The organism is Robertmurraya beringensis, assembly GCF_042433785.1.
In the GTDB taxonomy this organism is placed as follows: Bacteria; Bacillota; Bacilli; order Bacillales; family Cytobacillaceae; genus Robertmurraya_A; species Robertmurraya_A beringensis.
The window spans coordinates 141,047-158,060 of the sequence record NZ_JBHLUU010000015.1; the positions used below are offsets into that span (position 1 = coordinate 141,047).

Annotated in this window: 14 protein-coding genes and 1 other annotated feature (1 of these 15 only partly in view); of the genes, 12 read left to right on the forward strand and 2 right to left on the reverse strand. The window is 38.1% G+C overall.

Annotated features, from left to right (window positions below; all coding sequences use genetic code 11):
• The first annotated feature begins 350 nt into the window (after positions 1–350).
• The 4 genes from clpX to yihA all read left to right on the forward strand — a co-directional run bounded on the left by clpX (position 351) and on the right by yihA (position 6,508).
• Entirely contained in the window at positions 351–1,616 is a 1,266-nt protein-coding gene (clpX, locus tag ACFFHF_RS02995; protein ID WP_160546703.1) for an ATP-dependent protease ATP-binding subunit ClpX, read from the forward strand.
• Between the two features lie 137 nt (positions 1,617–1,753).
• Complete coding sequence (gene lonB / locus ACFFHF_RS03000; RefSeq protein ID WP_340904788.1) at positions 1,754–3,421, forward strand: ATP-dependent protease LonB; 1,668 nt, start codon at positions 1,754–1,756, stop codon at positions 3,419–3,421.
• 181 nt (positions 3,422–3,602) lie between these two features.
• Positions 3,603–5,930 carry an endopeptidase La gene (gene lon / locus ACFFHF_RS03005; RefSeq protein WP_160546705.1) on the forward strand — a complete coding sequence of 776 codons (2,328 nt, stop codon included), beginning with the start codon at positions 3,603–3,605 and terminating at the stop codon, positions 5,928–5,930.
• Positions 5,927–6,508: a ribosome biogenesis GTP-binding protein YihA/YsxC gene (gene yihA / locus ACFFHF_RS03010; RefSeq protein ID WP_160546706.1), complete on the forward strand. Its 582-nt coding sequence runs from the start codon at positions 5,927–5,929 to the stop codon at positions 6,506–6,508. Before lon ends, yihA begins: the two co-directional genes overlap by 4 nt.
• A 48-nt stretch (positions 6,509–6,556) precedes the next feature.
• Here yihA and ACFFHF_RS03015 read toward each other — a convergent pair whose 3' ends face one another.
• Positions 6,557–7,042 (reverse strand): LiaI-LiaF-like domain-containing protein, encoded by a 486-nt coding sequence (locus ACFFHF_RS03015; RefSeq protein WP_160546707.1) that lies wholly within the window; start codon positions 7,040–7,042, stop codon positions 6,557–6,559.
• Between the two features lie 252 nt (positions 7,043–7,294).
• On the opposite strand from ACFFHF_RS03015, the gene hemA reads away from it, so the two are divergent.
• The 8 genes from hemA (at position 7,295) to ysxE (ending at position 16,602) form a co-directional block, all read left to right on the forward strand.
• Positions 7,295–8,641 carry a glutamyl-tRNA reductase gene (gene hemA / locus ACFFHF_RS03020; protein ID WP_160546708.1) on the forward strand — a complete coding sequence of 449 codons (1,347 nt, stop codon included), beginning with the start codon at positions 7,295–7,297 and terminating at the stop codon, positions 8,639–8,641.
• A gap of 14 nt (positions 8,642–8,655) precedes the next feature.
• Positions 8,656–9,489: a cytochrome C assembly family protein gene (locus tag ACFFHF_RS03025; RefSeq protein ID WP_119709290.1), complete on the forward strand. Its 834-nt coding sequence runs from the start codon at positions 8,656–8,658 to the stop codon at positions 9,487–9,489.
• Between the two features lie 23 nt (positions 9,490–9,512).
• Positions 9,513–10,448, forward strand: coding sequence for a hydroxymethylbilane synthase (gene hemC, locus ACFFHF_RS03030; RefSeq protein ID WP_160546709.1), 936 nt, complete (start codon positions 9,513–9,515; stop codon positions 10,446–10,448).
• Positions 10,445–11,230, forward strand: a complete 786-nt coding sequence (locus ACFFHF_RS03035) for a uroporphyrinogen-III synthase (protein ID WP_160546710.1) — start codon at positions 10,445–10,447, stop codon at positions 11,228–11,230. Before hemC ends, ACFFHF_RS03035 begins: the two co-directional genes overlap by 4 nt.
• A complete protein-coding gene (gene hemB / locus ACFFHF_RS03040) occupies positions 11,227–12,204 on the forward strand; it encodes a porphobilinogen synthase (protein ID WP_160546711.1) in 978 nt (325 codons plus the stop codon). The genes ACFFHF_RS03035 and hemB overlap by 4 nt, the downstream gene beginning before the upstream one ends.
• A 24-nt stretch (positions 12,205–12,228) precedes the next feature.
• Positions 12,229–13,515, forward strand: a complete 1,287-nt coding sequence (gene hemL, locus ACFFHF_RS03045) for a glutamate-1-semialdehyde 2,1-aminomutase (protein ID WP_160546712.1) — start codon at positions 12,229–12,231, stop codon at positions 13,513–13,515.
• 127 nt (positions 13,516–13,642) lie between these two features.
• Positions 13,643–15,481 carry a stage VI sporulation protein D gene (spoVID, locus tag ACFFHF_RS03050; RefSeq protein ID WP_446694994.1) on the forward strand — a complete coding sequence of 613 codons (1,839 nt, stop codon included), beginning with the start codon at positions 13,643–13,645 and terminating at the stop codon, positions 15,479–15,481.
• Between the two features lie 65 nt (positions 15,482–15,546).
• On the forward strand, positions 15,547–16,602 hold the full coding sequence (gene ysxE, locus ACFFHF_RS03055; protein ID WP_160549792.1) for a spore coat protein YsxE: 1,056 nt from the start codon (positions 15,547–15,549) through the stop codon (positions 16,600–16,602).
• Between the two features lie 8 nt (positions 16,603–16,610).
• On the opposite strand, the gene ACFFHF_RS03060 is transcribed toward ysxE, so the two are convergent.
• Positions 16,611–16,802 (reverse strand): YszA family small membrane protein, encoded by a 192-nt coding sequence (locus ACFFHF_RS03060; RefSeq protein ID WP_377057586.1) that lies wholly within the window; start codon positions 16,800–16,802, stop codon positions 16,611–16,613.
• Between the two features lie 180 nt (positions 16,803–16,982).
• Positions 16,983–17,014: a binding site (T-box leader), on the forward strand (it continues 203 nt past the right edge of the window).

Sequence of the window (17,014 nt, forward strand, 5' to 3'; positions counted from 1 at the left end):
GGCGCGATTGAATCGTGCCTTGTTTTATACCATTTACATACTTATAAAATCAATTAGAATGACATATACATAACTAATACAGAAATGAAGTTTTTAAAGATTTAGTAAAAACTTCCGATTTAACTTTAGAAATTATGGTTAAGATTAACTAGTACATATTTATTTACTTTTGCAGATATGAAAATGTTTTCTTTTTCAAGAGTTATCATTTCCTGTCCACCTAGTAAATGTGATACAATGCAATACATAACTTATTGATAACAATTGAATAAAGAATACTGTAAGTAAAGATAAACAATTATATCTGCAGCAATTTATGTGTTTTAGACGCTTTTCAAGGGGTGAAGAAATTGTTTAAATTTAATGATGAAAAAGGACAATTAAAGTGTTCCTTCTGTGGTAAAACACAAGATCAAGTTCGAAAACTAGTTGCAGGTCCAGGTGTGTATATATGTGACGAGTGTATCGAGTTATGTACTGAAATTGTGGAAGAGGAACTCGGAACTGAAGAAGAAGTAGAATTTAAGGATGTTCCGAAACCAATGGAAATCCGCAATATTTTAGATGAGTATGTAATCGGTCAGGATCAAGCGAAGAAAAACTTATCGGTTGCTGTTTACAATCATTATAAGCGCATCAATTCTAACAGCAAAATTGATGAAGTTGAGCTTTCAAAAAGTAATATAGCAATGATTGGACCAACAGGTAGTGGAAAAACACTTCTTGCACAAACCTTAGCAAGAATTTTAAATGTTCCTTTTGCTATTGCTGATGCAACATCACTTACTGAAGCTGGTTACGTTGGTGAAGATGTTGAAAATATCCTGTTAAAGCTTATTCAAGCAGCTGACTATGATGTTGAAAAAGCTGAAAAAGGTATTATTTATATTGATGAAATCGATAAAATTGCTCGAAAATCGGAAAATCCGTCCATTACTAGAGATGTATCTGGTGAAGGAGTACAACAAGCTCTACTAAAAATCCTTGAAGGAACGGTGGCTAGTGTACCACCACAAGGCGGTAGAAAGCATCCTCATCAAGAGTTCATTCAAATTGATACTACTAACATTTTATTTATTTGTGGTGGAGCATTTGATGGTATTGAACCAATCATTAAAAGACGTCTAGGTCAAAAGGTAATCGGTTTTGGATCAGATGTGAAAAAGAAGGAAGTAGAAGATAAGGATCTTCTTTCTAAGGTATTACCAGAAGACCTATTACGCTTCGGATTAATTCCTGAATTCATTGGTCGACTTCCAGTTATTGCAAGTCTAGCTACGTTAGATGAAGACGCATTAATCGAAATTTTAACAAAGCCGAAAAATGCACTCGTAAAACAATACCAAAAAATGCTTGAACTAGACGATGTAGAATTAGAATTTGAAGAAGATGCTCTTAAGGAAATTGCGAAAAAAGCAATTGAGCGTAAAACAGGTGCTCGTGGCCTTCGTTCTATCATTGAGGGAATTATGCTTGACGTAATGTTTGATCTTCCTTCAAGAGAAGATATTACTAAGTGTATCATCACGAAAGAAACTGTGGTTGATAACGGTGTACCAAAGTTAATTCTAAAAGATGGAAGTATTCTTAAAGAAGAACGAAAAACATCTGCCTAAAATACAGTAGAACCGTAGCATAAGACTACGGTTCTTTTTTTGGCTCACAAAGTAAAATACGTTAATCCTTGTTTATTCCCCTCTGCAGAAGGAGATACTAGCTTATAACTACTATGAAAAGTGCAGGAGGGAATGCTATGAGTTGGACGGGAATTGCCTTATTTATTCAGTTGTTTTTTGGCATCGTTATTGGACTCTATTTTTGGAATTTATTAAGAAGTCAACGGACACAAAAGGTGTCCATTGATAGGGAATCAAAAAAAGAAATGGACCAATTAAGAAAAATGAGATCTATTTCATTAACCGAGCCACTCTCAGAGCGAGTGAGACCGAGTACTTTTGATGATATTGTAGGTCAGGAAGATGGAATCAAATCGTTAAAAGCGGCACTATGTGGTCCGAATCCTCAACATGTGATCATTTATGGACCACCTGGAGTAGGAAAAACGGCTGCAGCTCGACTAGTGTTAGAAGAAGCAAAGAAAAATGCCAAATCACCATTCCAATCTTCTTCTGTGTTTATTGAGTTAGATGCAACCACTGCTAGGTTTGATGAGCGAGGGATTGCAGATCCTCTTATCGGATCTGTCCATGACCCTATCTATCAAGGTGCAGGAGCAATGGGACAAGCAGGAATTCCTCAACCAAAGCAAGGTGCAGTGACAAATGCACATGGTGGTGTATTATTTATTGATGAAATCGGAGAACTTCATTCGATTCAAATGAACAAGCTTTTAAAAGTTCTAGAGGATCGTAAAGTATTTTTAGAGAGCGCTTATTATAGCGAGGAAAATACACAAATACCAACACATATTCATGATATATTTAAAAATGGATTACCAGCAGATTTTCGTTTAATAGGTGCTACAACGAGAACACCAAGTGAGATACCTCCAGCGATTCGCTCTAGATGTATGGAGGTGTTCTTCAGGGAGTTGAGCAGAGAAGAAATCTCTTCGATTGGAGAAAAGGCTGCAGAAAAAGTGAAGTTGAAAATTGGTGAAAAAGGAATAGATATATTATCATCTTATGCTAGAAATGGTCGAGAAGCAGTAAATTTGATACAGATAGCTGCCGGTCTTGCCATCACCGAAGATAGAGATTTTATAAAGGATGAAGACATTGAGTGGGTTATTCAATCTAGTCAGTTAACACCAAGAATGGAACAGAAAATTATGTCTTCTTCTACCATTGGACTTGTAAATGGATTAGCCGTTTATGGACCGAATTCTGGAGCATTGCTTGAAATTGAAGTGACGGTTATTCCGACAAAAGAAAAAGGTTCCATAAATATAACAGGCATAGTTGAAGAAGAAAGCATTGGTGGTCAAGGAAAATCGATAAGAAGAAAAAGTATGGCAAAAGGTTCGATTGAGAATGTTATAACTGTACTTCGTTCGATGGGAGTTCCGGCTGATGAATTTGATATTCACGTTAACTTTCCGGGTGGAGTTCCGATTGATGGACCTTCTGCAGGGATTGCGATGGCAACAGGTATTTACTCTGCTATCTACAAGCACCCTATTGACCACACGGTTGCAATGACAGGAGAAATTAGTATTCATGGAAATGTAAAGCCAATTGGAGGAGTATATCCAAAAGTGAAAGCGGCGAAAAAGGCTGGAGCTAGTAAAGTGATTATTCCTAAAGAGAATATCCAATCGATGCTTTATGAAATTAAGGATATTGAGATTATCCCGGTCAGTCATTTGTCAGAGGTGTTCGAACATGCGTTATTAAAGGATTATGCAAATGAAGATGTCATCACAGCATCCGTGCAAATTTCAAAAAAAGAAAGTATTTAAGTAGAATGAAAATAGAACTTCGGTTTGCATTTTGAGGAGCCGGAGTTTTTTGTTGGAAGCTAACGATTTCGTAATAAATAGCATATTTGCTTGTAAATAGACACTACCGGTTAAATACGATAGAATTGTACAAAGAATTCCTTTATTAAGAGGGAAAGAAAGCATTTGGAGGTGCAAGGTAATGGCGAAAAAGACAGAAATCATTGTCCCCCTCCTGCCACTTCGAGGTTTACTTGTTTATCCGACAATGGTTTTACACTTGGATGTCGGAAGAGAAAAATCAGTACAAGCTCTCGAGAAGGCAATGGTAGATGACAGTTTAATCTTTTTAACAACACAGAAAGAGGTATCAATTGACGAACCACTTGAGGATGACTTGTATAAGATGGGAACACTTACAAAGGTCAAGCAAATGCTCAAGCTTCCAAACGGTACGATACGAGTACTCGTTGAAGGTTTAAAGCGAGCGGAGATTGTTTCATTTTTTGATGAAGACGATCACTATTCTGTTGAAATAAAAACATATGAGGATCCAGTTGAAAAGGATGCGGAATCACAAGCATTAATGCGGACGATGCTTGATTATTTTGAGCAGTACATAAAGATGTCTAAGAAAATCTCGGCAGAAACTTTCTCAACTGTCACGGATATTGAGGAACCGGGTAGAATGGCTGACATCATTTCCTCACATCTTCCTTTAAAGCTAAAGGAAAAGCAGGAGATTCTAGAAACAATCGATGTGAAGGAAAGAATTCAGAAGATTGTAGACATCATACACAATGAAAAAGAAGTATTAAACCTAGAGAAAAAAATTGGCCAAAGAGTGAAAAAATCTATGGAGCGTACGCAAAAGGAATATTACTTGCGTGAACAAATGAAGGCCATTCAAAAAGAGCTAGGTGATAAAGAAGGTAAGACAGGAGAAGTAAGCGATCTTACTGAAAAAATCGAACAAGCTGGCATGCCAGAGCATGTAAAAAATACTGCTATGAAGGAACTAGAAAGGTATGAAAAAGTTCCCTCAAGTTCTGCAGAAAGTGCCGTTATTCGAAACTATATTGAATGGCTTTTAGCTATTCCTTGGTCGAAGGCAACGGAAGATGACTTAGATATTCATAAAGCGGAAAAAATATTAAATAATGACCACTACGGCCTCGAGAAGGTGAAGGAAAGGGTTCTCGAGTACTTAGCTGTTCAGCAAATGACGAACTCATTAAAAGGACCTATTCTTTGTTTAGCAGGACCTCCAGGAGTTGGGAAAACTAGCTTAGCCCGATCGATTGCGACATCATTAAATAGAAATTTTGTGAGAATTTCTCTAGGTGGAGTAAGAGATGAGTCTGAAATTAGAGGTCACAGACGTACGTATGTAGGGGCAATGCCTGGTAGAATCATCCAAGGGATGAAAAAAGCAGGAACAATCAACCCTGTCTTCCTACTCGATGAAATCGATAAGATGTCAAGTGATTTCCGTGGTGATCCATCTGCGGCCATGCTTGAAGTACTAGATCCGGAACAGAATCATAACTTCAGTGATCACTATATCGAAGAAACATATGACCTGTCTAAAGTAATGTTTATAGCTACTGCAAATAATTTGGCAACCATTCCTGGTCCGCTTAGAGATCGGATGGAAATTATTACGATTGCTGGGTATACAGAGCTTGAGAAGATTCATATCGCAAAGGATCACTTGCTTCCAAAACAAACCAAGGAGCATGGCTTAACAAAAGCTCAGTTGCAAATTAGAGAAGATGGAATTCAAAAAGTCGTCCGTTATTACACTAGAGAAGCGGGTGTAAGAAGTCTAGAACGTCAGTTAGCGACTATTTGCCGAAAAACAGCTAAGATTATTGTTTCAGGTGAAAAGAAAAAAGTCATCGTTTCTGAAAAAAATGTGGACGAATTTTTAGGAAAGCCAACTTTCCGCTATGGTCAAGCAGAACTTGAGGATCAAGTGGGCGTAGCTACTGGTCTTGCTTATACAACGGTTGGTGGAGATACCCTTCAAATTGAAGTGTCCTTGTCTCCGGGAAAAGGAAAGCTCATCCTAACAGGGAAGCTTGGCGATGTTATGAAGGAATCCGCTCAAGCAGCATTTAGTTATATTCGTTCAAAAGCAAATGAGCTTGGAATTGACCCTGATTTTCATGAAAAAAATGATATCCATATTCATGTCCCAGAAGGGGCGGTTCCGAAGGATGGGCCATCAGCAGGAATTACCATGGCAACGGCATTGGTCTCAGCTCTGACAGGGCGTGCCATTCGTAAAGAAGTGGGTATGACTGGTGAAATCACGTTACGTGGACGAGTATTACCAATCGGTGGCCTAAAAGAGAAATCTTTAAGTGCCCATCGAGCGGGATTAACTAAAATCATTTGTCCAAAGGATAATGAAAGGGATATCGATGATATTCCTGAGAGTGTTCGTGAAGACCTACAGTTTGTTCTCGTTTCACATCTGGACCAAGTGTTAGAGCATGCTTTGACTGGCGGTGCCAATAGATGAAAGTAACAAGCTCAGAAATTGTCATAAGTGCGGTAAAGCCTGATCAGTACCCGGTTGAACCAATTCCTGAATTTGCCTTAGCTGGTCGCTCCAATGTAGGCAAATCATCATTTATTAACAAAATGCTCAATCGTAAAGGATTAGCAAGAATTTCTTCCAAGCCTGGTAAAACACAAACGCTGAACTTTTATATCGTTAATGAAGTCCTTCATTTTGTCGATGTACCAGGATATGGTTATGCAAAGGTTTCTAAAAAGGAACGGGAAGCATGGGGGAAAATGCTTGAAACGTATTTAACGACGAGAGAGCAGCTAAAGGCTGTGCTATTAATTGTTGATTTACGTCACCCTCCAACGGCAGATGATATCATGATGTATGATTTCTTAAAGCATTATGAAATTCCATGTATTGTCATTGCCACAAAGGCTGATAAAATTTCTAAAACAAAAAGAGCACAGCATTTGAAAATAACAAAAGAAAAGCTCGAATTACACCCGCATGATACGATTATTCAGTTTTCTTCTGAAACAGGAGAAGGAAAAGATAAAGCGTGGGCAACCATTGCGAGTTATATGTAAAAGAAACCGTCAGCACAAAAGTGTCTGACGGTTCTTTTAGTTGTTCGTTTATTTTTTTCTGATAAAAAGTAGGTAAAAGCCAATGATCACCAACACAACTGGCCAAGACTTCCAAGCGATTGTAACTGTATTCTCAAGGATACCTAGCCATGCGGTAATTTTATCGTAAAATAGAAGCAATAATGCGAGGACAAGAAATAATATTCCTTGAAAAAGTCCTGAACGCACCTTCTGGTAACGTAATAAGAATCCAAGCGCAATAATTAGGATAAATGTTCCAATATGATTTGGCCATAGTTGAAAATGGTTAATGATATGGAAATGAAGACCAAATCCGGTAAGAATGACACCAGGCAGAATAGCTTCATAATCCTTCGCCCCATACCCTTGAGAGAGAAAGGAAACGCCAACGATTACTAGCAGAGTTGGCCATGTGTAAAACTGTTGAAAAAGAGCGATGTTCGCCTGTTGTAAAAAGAAATAAACACCAAAACCAATAAGGATGATTCCAGGAAAGATTCGTTGATTTTTCATTAGCACCACTTCCAGTAAGGATTACTTGATAATCATTCTAATTTTTGTTACTGTACATATGGAGGCTTGTCATATTATGACGAGCAAGTAAGGTTTACCAATTAATTATAATAGCATATTTGCATCACAGATGATTAGATTTTGTTCACATTTTATACAAATATGGTCATAATTCATTTTCTTCTATAAAAATGGAACATGTTATAATTACTACTAGCAAACATGCAAATATTCTGGGGGGTGTATTTCTGTATGCATATATTAGTGATCGGTCTTAATTATAAAACTGCCCCTGTTGAAATTCGTGAGCGTTTGACATTTAACCCTTCGCAGTTAGGGGAAGCAATGAACGCTCTTAAAGAAAAAAAGAGTGTGTTAGAGAATGTAATTGTCTCTACTTGTAACCGAACAGAAATCTATGCGGTTGTTGATCAACTACACACAGGCAGATATTATATAAAAGAATTTCTTTCAGAATGGTTTTCAATTGAGCAAAGCGAATTTTCACCATACTTATTTATATACGAACATGACGGTGCAATGGAACACTTATTTAGTGTAACTTGCGGATTGAACTCAATGGTATTAGGTGAGACACAAATCCTTGGTCAAGTTCGTACAAGCTTTTTATTAGCTCAAGAACATGCAACCGTTGGTACAGTTTTTAACCAGCTTTTTAAACAAGCAGTAACCTTAGCTAAAAAAGCACATTCAGAGACTGATATTGGTGCGAATGCGGTTTCGGTAAGTTATGCAGCGGTAGAATTAGCGAAGAAAATCTTTGGTTCCTTAAATAAAAAGAATGTGTTAATTCTTGGTGCAGGTAAGATGGGGGAACTCGCCATACAACATCTACATGCAAATGGAGCTAGTAAGGTAACGGTTATTAATCGCACGTATGAAAAGGCTCAGAATTTAGCTGATCGTTTCGAAGGTGAAGCTAAAACACTAGAAGAGCTTCAGTGTTCTTTAATCGATGCAGATATATTGATAAGTTCAACCGGTGCAAAGGAATTTGTTATTACAAAAGATATGATGACTCAAGTAGAAAAGCTGCGTAAAGGAAAGCCTTTATTCATGGTTGATATTGCGGTTCCACGTGATTTGGACCCAGCATTAGCTGAGCTTGAGAGTGTCTTCTTATATGATATAGATGATTTGGAGGGAATCGTTGAAGCGAACCTTCAAGAACGAAAACGTGCAGCTGCACAAATAATGATGATGATTGAAAAAGAAATTGTTGACTTTAAACAATGGCTAAATTTACTTGGAGTTGTCCCTATTATTTCTGCTCTACGTGAAAAGGCACTTACAATTCAGTCCGGGACAATGGAGAGCTTAGAACGAAAGCTTCCTCATCTGTCTGACCGTGATTTTAAAGTATTAAATAAACATACGAAAAGTATTATAAATCAAATGCTAAAAGATCCAATCCTTCAAGCAAAGGAATTAGCCGCTCGAAAAGATTCAGAACAAGCGTTAGATTTGTTTGTGAAAATTTTTAATATTGATGAACTTGTAAAAGAGCAACAAGTTCTGAGAGAAGCGGAACCAAATCGAGTGGTTTTAACAAACCAACAGCCTTCCTTTCAATCATAAACGAGGAGAAGCGAATGTTTGACTACTATATGACGAGGCTGCATGAGCTGACCGTTGTCCTGTATGCTTTCTGCGTGCTCTTATATTTTATTGATTTCTTACACCATAACCGGAAGGCAAATCGTGTTGCCTTCTGGTTACTTGCATTTGTGTGGTTACTTCAAACAATGTTTTTATTTTTGTATATGTTAAAAACCGGTCGTTTCCCGGTGCTTACTATATTTGAAGGGCTCTACTTTTATGCATGGGTGCTAATTACATTGTCACTAGGAATCAATCGGTTACTACGTGTGGATTTCATTGTGTTTTTTACAAATGTATTGGGGTTTATTATTCTAGCTATCCATACATTTGCACCTGTACAATTTGAATCTCATGTGATGGCCGAGCAACTCATCTCAGAGCTTTTATTGATTCATATAACACTTGCCATTCTTTCTTATGGAGCTTTTTCCCTTTCTTTTGTCTTCTCTTTTCTTTATTTGATTCAGTACAACTTACTAAAGAAAAAGAAGTGGGGAGCTAGACTGTTAAGAATTACTGATTTATCTAAGCTTGAGCATATGTCATATGTTTTAAATGTCATTGGTGTGCCTATGCTAATGCTAGCAGTGATATTAGGAATTCAATGGGCATACTTAAAAATTCCTGAGATGTTTTGGTTAGATGCAAAGGTCATTGGTTCATTTGGTGTCCTGATTGCATATAGCATTTATTTATACTTACGTGTTAGCAAGGAGCTGTACGGAAGGTCATTGGCTCTTTGGAATATTGCTTCATTCTTAATTGTTTTAATCAATTTCTTTTTAATAGGCAACTTATCATCCTTCCACTTTTGGTACACTTGAGGATACATACATAGGAGGTTTACATGCGGAAAATAATAGTTGGCTCTAGACGAAGTAAGCTTGCACTTACACAAACAAACTGGGTGATTGACCAGTTGAAGAAATTAGATCCGTCCTTTGAATTTGAGGTGAAAGAGATTGTTACGAAGGGGGATAAAATCCTTGATGTAACACTGTCTAAAGTTGGTGGGAAAGGTCTATTTGTAAAGGAAATTGAGCAGGCAATGCTCGATGAGGAAATAGATATGGCAGTACATAGTATGAAAGACATGCCAGCTGTTCTGCCGGAAGGTCTAGTGATTGGTTGTATTCCATTTCGAGAGGATCATCGAGATGCGTTAATTTCTAAAAATCACATTCCAATTAACGAATTAAAATCAGGTTCTGTTGTTGGCACGAGCAGTCTTCGTCGTAGTGCACAGCTGCTTGCGATTAGACCAGACCTTGAAATAAAGTGGATACGAGGAAATATTGATACTAGACTAGCTAAATTAGAAGCGGGAGAATATGACGCGATCATACTAGCCGCTGCGGGACTATCCAGAATGGGTTGGGCTAGCGAGGTAGTATCAGAGTTTATTGATGATGAAATATGTATCCCAGCAGTTGGTCAAGGTGCATTATCGATAGAATGCCGAGAAAGTGATGAACAGCTACTTAACTTATTATCTCGTTTTACTTGCATGAAGACCAAACAAGCAGTGACAGCTGAGAGAGTTTTTCTCCAAAAGATGGAAGGCGGCTGTCAGGTCCCGATTGCTGGTTATGCAAAAGTTGAAGAAAACGGTGATATCTCGCTTACAGGGCTGGTAGCAACTCCAGATGGGAAAACCATAATAAAGGAATCAGCAAGTGGACAAGATCCTGAAAAGTTAGGACTGCAAGTGGCAGACATGCTGATTGCAAACGGAGGAAAGGCACTAATTGACGCGGTGAAAGTGGAGCTTGATAGTGAATGAGTGATGAGTACTCTCTCAACGGAATGAAGGTTCTTATTCCTAGAGGAAAAAAGCATGCCAAACCATTTTCAGATTTAGTCAAGAAATACGGGGGGATTCCAGTGGAAATCCCTCTTATTTCCTTTCGACCCGTTGCTTCAACCAGTCTGCCTATCCTCCTGGATAAAAAACTACATAAATATGATTGGATTATTTTTACTAGTAATGTGACAGTTGAAACATTCTTTACCTTTGATATTAACCCGACCGTTCTCAACAATATAAAGATTGCTGTTATCGGTGAAAAAACAGAGGAAGCCTTAGTGAGAAAAGGGGTAACAGTTGATTTTAAGCCCAAAGAATATGTGGCTGAAGCATTTGTTGAAGAATTCTCCCCTTATATTAGTGAAGGAACGACCGTTTTCATTCCTAAAGGGAATTTAGCTAGAGAACTTATTTCTACCAACCTTGAAAAAAAGGGAGCCCATGTGGATGAACTAGTTATATACGAAACGTTTTTTCCAGACAGTAGTCGGGACGCGTTGGTGAAGGCGCTAACAGAAAAGAAGTTAGATATCATAAGTTTTACTAGCCCTTCAACAGTGGATCATTTTATGGCTGTAGTGAATGAAATGAATTTATTATCAACTATTGATCATTGTTTGATCATTTGTATTGGACCTGTTACTCTTCAACGGGCTAATGCTTTTGGGTTACGTGTAGATGCCATGCCAGATACATACACAATTGATCAGATGTTACAAAGTGTTATGAAACTAATAAGAAAGAGGGAGAACAAATGAATCAATCATTTTCTCGTCACCGTCGTTTACGATCTTCTGCAACATTACGCACAATGGTTCGCGAAAACCACTTACACCTTGAAGATTTGGTATATCCAATTTTTGTAGTAGAAGGTGAAAATATAAAAAATGCCATTCAATCTATGCCAGGGGTTTTTCAACTATCATTAGATCAATTGAAAATTGAAATGGATGAAGTAGCAGCACTTGGGATTCCAAGCGTCCTTTTATTTGGAATCCCAAATGAAAAAGATGAGTGCGGTACGGGTGCATTCCATGATCATGGAATTGTACAAGAAGCGACTAGAGTGATTAAAGAACAGTATCCTCATATCGTTGTTATTGCGGACACCTGCTTATGTGAATATACTAGTCATGGCCACTGTGGAGTGATCGAGGGTGGGAAAGTATTAAATGATCCATCACTAAAATTATTAGCTGATACCGCAGTTAGCCAAGCAAAAGCAGGAGCAGATATTATAGCTCCTTCAAATATGATGGATGGATTTGTTGCGGCCATAAGAGCAGGATTAGATGAGGCAGGGTTTGAGGATATACCTATTATGTCATATGCTGTGAAATATGCTTCTTCTTTTTATGGACCATTTCGTGAAGCGGCTGAGAGCACACCTCAATTTGGGGACCGTAAAACGTATCAAATGGATCCAGCCAATCGAATGGAAGGCTTAAGAGAAGCAAATTCAGATGTTCAGGAAGGAGCAGACTTCCTTATTGTGAAGCCTGGAATGCCATACTTGGATATTGTACGTGATATAAAAAACAATTTTCACTTGCCTGTTGTGGTTTATAATGTGAGTGGGGAGTATTCCATGGTTAAAGCTGCGGCTCAAAACGGGTGGATTGATGAAAAAAATATTGTAATGGAAATGCTAACAGGTATGAAAAGAGCAGGTGCGGACCTTATTATCACTTATCATGCCAAAGATGCAGCAAGATGGTTAAAAGAAAAATAATACTTGATGAAACGAGGGATACTTATGCGCTCTTATTCTAAATCTATTGAAGCTTTCGCTGAAGCAAAAACACTCATGCCTGGTGGAGTAAACAGTCCTGTTCGTGCGTTTAAATCCGTTAAAATGGATCCTATTTTTATGGAGAGAGGAAAAGGCTCTAAAATTTATGATATAGATGGAAACGAATATATTGACTATGTGTTGTCTTGGGGACCATTAATCTTGGGGCATGCAAATGATCGTGTTGTTGAAGCGATTAAAAAGGTCGCAGAACTTGGTACAAGCTTCGGTGCTCCTAGTTTAATTGAAACGAAATTAGCAAATTTAGTGAAAGAAAGAGTGCCGTCTATTGAAATCGTTCGTATGGTTTCCTCAGGAACGGAAGCTACCATGAGTGCATTGCGCCTAGCTCGTGGATATACGGGGAGAAATAAAATCTTAAAATTTGAAGGTTGTTACCATGGTCACGGTGATTCTTTATTAATTAAAGCAGGATCCGGTGTGGCAACTTTGGGTCTTCCTGATAGCCCTGGGGTTCCAGAAGGGGTCGCAAAAAATACCATTACAGTTCCTTATAATGATTTGGAAAGTGTTCGCTATGCGTTTGAGCAATTTGGGGATGATATTGCTGGAATCATAGTAGAACCTGTTGCAGGAAATATGGGGGTGGTTTTACCACAACCTGGATTTTTAGAGGGGCTTAGAGATATTACTACGCAATATGGAGCACTTTTGATATTTGATGAAGTAATGACTGGTTTTAGGGTGGGTTACAACTGTGCACAAGGGTATTTTGGCATCACTCCTGATTTAACATGTCTTGGAAAAGTTATCGGTGGTGGGCTACCTGTTGGAGCTTATGGAGGAAGGGCAGAAATCATGGAGCAAATTGCACCAAGTGGCCCAATCTACCAGGCTGGAACACTTTCTGGAAATCCTCTTGCCATGACTGCAGGATTAGAAACACTTAGCCAACTTACACCTGAACATTATGAGGAGTTTGCGCGTAAAGCAGCACTGCTTGAAGAAGGAATAAAAGCAGCGGCACAAAAACATGGTATTCCCCACACCATCAACCGAGTTGGATCGATGGTCGGATTTTTCTTTACTAACGAAGCGGTTACAAACTACGAACAAGCCAAAACTTCAAATCTTGATTATTTTGCTTCTTATTACCAAGAAATGGCGAATCAGGGTGTTTTCTTACCACCTTCCCAATTTGAAGGAATGTTCCTATCCACAGCACACAGTAACAAAGATATTGAAAAAACGATTCAAGCAATCGACATTGCCTTTTCAAAGCTAAAATGATTATTTTAAAAAGAGACTCAAATGAGTCTCTTTTTTATGTAAACACGCTCTTTGCGATTACTTTTATTCATAAAAATATTCACTAGTTCATAGAGTGATAATGACATAGTGATTAAACGTATAGGAAATGAAAGGAGGAGTCGCTTTGTCTCAAGGTAACGAGTCGTGTTTACGATTTTCATTGGAAGAATCGGTGTGGTTTCAAAAGGGACAGGAAGTAGAGGAGTTAGTTTCTATTTCGCTTGCTCCAAATATTACGATTCATGAAAACGAACAATATGTCACCATTCAAGGTGCATTAGAATTAACAGGTGAATATCAACGTTACAATGATGGTTCTAGTGAGGAGGAGGATTTGTTTACTGCTCCGAAGTTTGTTCATCATGTGGAGGAGAGGGAAGAGGGACTCTATGAGTTCTCACATCGTTTTCCAGTAGATATAACCATTCCTAATAACCGTATTCAAAGCATAAATGACATCTATGTAGAAGTGGAAAGCTTTGATTATCTTTTTCAAGAAAGAAGCTGTATGAAATTAACTGCCGATTTAACAATAACAGGTCTTTATGGAGATCAGCAGCATAAACCTGCACATGAAGAAACAGAAGTGGAAGAATTTCAACTTGAGGTTGCAAACCGAGAAGCAACAGTTGATGAGATAGAAGACCATATTGAATGGTCACATGAGCAACGTACAGAAGAACAAGAGGAACCAATCATATTAGATCATGAGTATGAACCTTTCGCTGTGGAAGCGAGAAAATCAGCGGATGATACAGAGGAAAAAGTGGTTTCTATAAATAAGTCAACTGAATTATTTGAAGCTCCACAACTTCCTGTNGCAGAGGTTGAGCTTCAGCCTGTTCCAGAAGCCGAGATACAGCCACAAGTAGAAACCCAACCAGAAGTGGAAGAATTTCAACTTGAGGTTGCAAACCGAGAAGCAACAGTTGATGAGATAGAAGACCATATTGAATGGTCACATGAGCAACGTACAGAAGAACAAGAGGAACCAATCATATTAGATCATGAGTATGAACCTTTCGCTGTGGAAGCGAGAAAATCAGCGGATGATACAGAGGAAAAAGTGGTTTCTATAAATAAGTCAACTGAATTATTTGAAGCTCCACAACTTCCTGTAAACGAAGCAAAGGAACCTGAAATTACTTTTTCAGCAGCTCGAAGTGAAGCACCCCAACAGGTTGTTGAAGAAGTGGTGGAAGAGGCACCAGAGGTTGAGCTTCAGCCTGTTCCAGAAGCCGAGCTACAGCCACAAGTAGAAACCCAACCAGAAGTGGAAGAATTTCAACTTGAGGTTGCAAACCGAGAAGCAACAGTTGATGAGATAGAAGACCATATTGAATGGTCACATGAGCATCGTACAGAAGAACAAGAGGAACCAATCATATTAGATCATGAGTATGAACCTTTCGCTGTGGAAGCGAGAAAATCAGCGGATGATACAGAGGAAAAAGTGGTTTCTATAAATAAGTCAACTGAATTATTTGAAGCTCCACAACTTCCTGTAAACGAAGCAAAGGAACCTGAAATTACTTTTTCAGCAGCTCGAAGTGAAGCACCCCAAGAGGTTGTTGAAGAAGTGGTGGAAGAGGCACCAGAGGTTGAGCTTCAGCCTGTTCCAGAAGCCGAGATACAGCCACAAGTAGAAACCCAACCAGAAGTGGAAGAAGAATCTTCTTCTTCACCACCTCAGCCTAAGGTAAAGAAAAAGAAGTCTTCAAAAAAGGGAATGTCTTTAACTGAGTTTTTTGCTCGAAAAGAGGAGACGGAAGATTTAACAAAACTTCGTGTAGCCATCGTCCAAAGCGGAGAAACGATCGAACAATTAGCGTCACGTTACGAAGTACCTGTACAACAATTACTTAAGGTAAACCATCTTGAGTTAAATCAAGATATATACGAAGGGCAAGTTCTTTATATACCTATTCCTATTGCCCATAAATAGAAGAACAACCATTGGGCAGGTGAATACTCCTGCCCTTGTTGTTTTTATGGAAGGGTTGAGCCTCCTTGTCGAATATTAATTATTTGCAGCAAATGGAGCCGGTGTTAAAAAATTATGGAGTTAAGCCACACTTTATTGAGCGATTTGGGAAAATTTTTCGTATTTATAGTGATAAAGGAATTTTTGCTTTAAAAAAGATATCTCCTAAACATGGAACGGATTTTATTCGCCATATCCAATACTTATATCAGAAAGGCTACAATCGTATTGTTCCTGTTTATCCAACGGTTGATGGGCGCTATGCGGTTTTGCATAATCAAGAATTATATTACCTGATGCCTTGGTTGCCAAATGAAGAGAAAGAAAACAGAAATGAAAGAAATCAACAGCTTTTTCGGGAGCTAGCAAGGCTTCATACATTGTCCCTTCACGAAGTGACTATTGATCCTAAAGAAAAAGAAGAACATTATAGTACCATTTCTTCGCTTTGGGAAAAAGAAACGGAATTTATTGAAGGATATGTTGAGGCGTGTGAGGGGAAACAATATATGTCCCCTACCGAACTTTTATTTTGCTTGTATTATAATAACATTCGGCTAGCGCTTGCTTATTCCAAAAACAAGCTAAAAGAATGGTTTGAGCAAACAAAGGAAGAAACAAAAGCCAGGGCGGTCGTGGTTCATGGAAAGATCTCCTCTGAGCATTTTCTTTATGATGATAGAGGATATGGATATTTTACTAACCTCGAAGACAGTAGAGAAGGAGCGGCCATTCATGATATATTACCTTTCTTATCAAGACTGTTAAATACATTCCCAAAACATTGTGATGACTGCATAGACTGGTTATATGTGTATTTAAAGTACTTTCCATTAAAAGATGACGAAATACTTCTATTACTAAGTTATTTTGCCCATCCCGGTCCCGTATTAAGGGTAGTGGAAGAGTATTATAAGTCAAAAGAAAGAAATGAAAGAAAGTTTGTTCAAAGACTACAGAAGCAATTTTGGTTATTAAAAAATTCTGAGTACGTCGTTACACGTATAGAGGAAATTGAAAGACAAAAAAAACAAGCTGCAGCGGCAGCCGCAGCTCAAAGTAACGAGGGAGCCCAAAGCTAATGGGCTCCCTATATAAATTCAAAGTGAAAAGCAATAGCAAGAGCAATGAGTATGGCTAGAAACAAAACATCAAATGTTGTTGGAAGAAAGATGGTTCGAATTCCTTGAAAGATACAAAAAGGGAGAATGAATTGTCTGCATACTCTTCTCACAGTCCTCAACCATGGTGGCAATGTATAAGGATTATACCTTCTTTTCACACCAATCCCTCCTAAGTTCATAATGTAAACCAAAAGAAGTTGTAAAAAATGCTTCTTCCACTACTCTATGTATGGTAATAAAAAAATATGGGTATCCTTATTGACGTTAACGTACTTTTTTATGTAGTATATGGAGTATAAAATGAAGGCATATTTTTAGTCTTACATAAATCAATACAGAAATCTGCTTTGATAGGGAAGAGTAGATTGGT

Excerpts from the sequence above, each read along its gene's own strand:
- lonB (WP_340904788.1), top strand. The coding sequence starts at position 1,754 with ATGAGTTGGACGGGAATTGCCTTATTTATTCAGTTGTTTTTTGGCATC.
- lon (WP_160546705.1), top strand. The coding sequence starts at position 3,603 with ATGGCGAAAAAGACAGAAATCATTGTCCCCCTCCTGCCACTTCGAGGT.
- yihA (WP_160546706.1), top strand. The coding sequence starts at position 5,927 with ATGAAAGTAACAAGCTCAGAAATTGTCATAAGTGCGGTAAAGCCTGAT.
- ACFFHF_RS03015 (WP_160546707.1), bottom strand. The coding sequence starts at position 7,042 with ATGAAAAATCAACGAATCTTTCCTGGAATCATCCTTATTGGTTTTGGT.
- hemA (WP_160546708.1), top strand. The coding sequence starts at position 7,295 with ATGCATATATTAGTGATCGGTCTTAATTATAAAACTGCCCCTGTTGAA.
- ACFFHF_RS03025 (WP_119709290.1), top strand. The coding sequence starts at position 8,656 with ATGTTTGACTACTATATGACGAGGCTGCATGAGCTGACCGTTGTCCTG.
- hemC (WP_160546709.1), top strand. The coding sequence starts at position 9,513 with ATGCGGAAAATAATAGTTGGCTCTAGACGAAGTAAGCTTGCACTTACA.
- ACFFHF_RS03035 (WP_160546710.1), top strand. The coding sequence starts at position 10,445 with ATGAGTGATGAGTACTCTCTCAACGGAATGAAGGTTCTTATTCCTAGA.
- hemB (WP_160546711.1), top strand. The coding sequence starts at position 11,227 with ATGAATCAATCATTTTCTCGTCACCGTCGTTTACGATCTTCTGCAACA.
- hemL (WP_160546712.1), top strand. The coding sequence starts at position 12,229 with ATGCGCTCTTATTCTAAATCTATTGAAGCTTTCGCTGAAGCAAAAACA.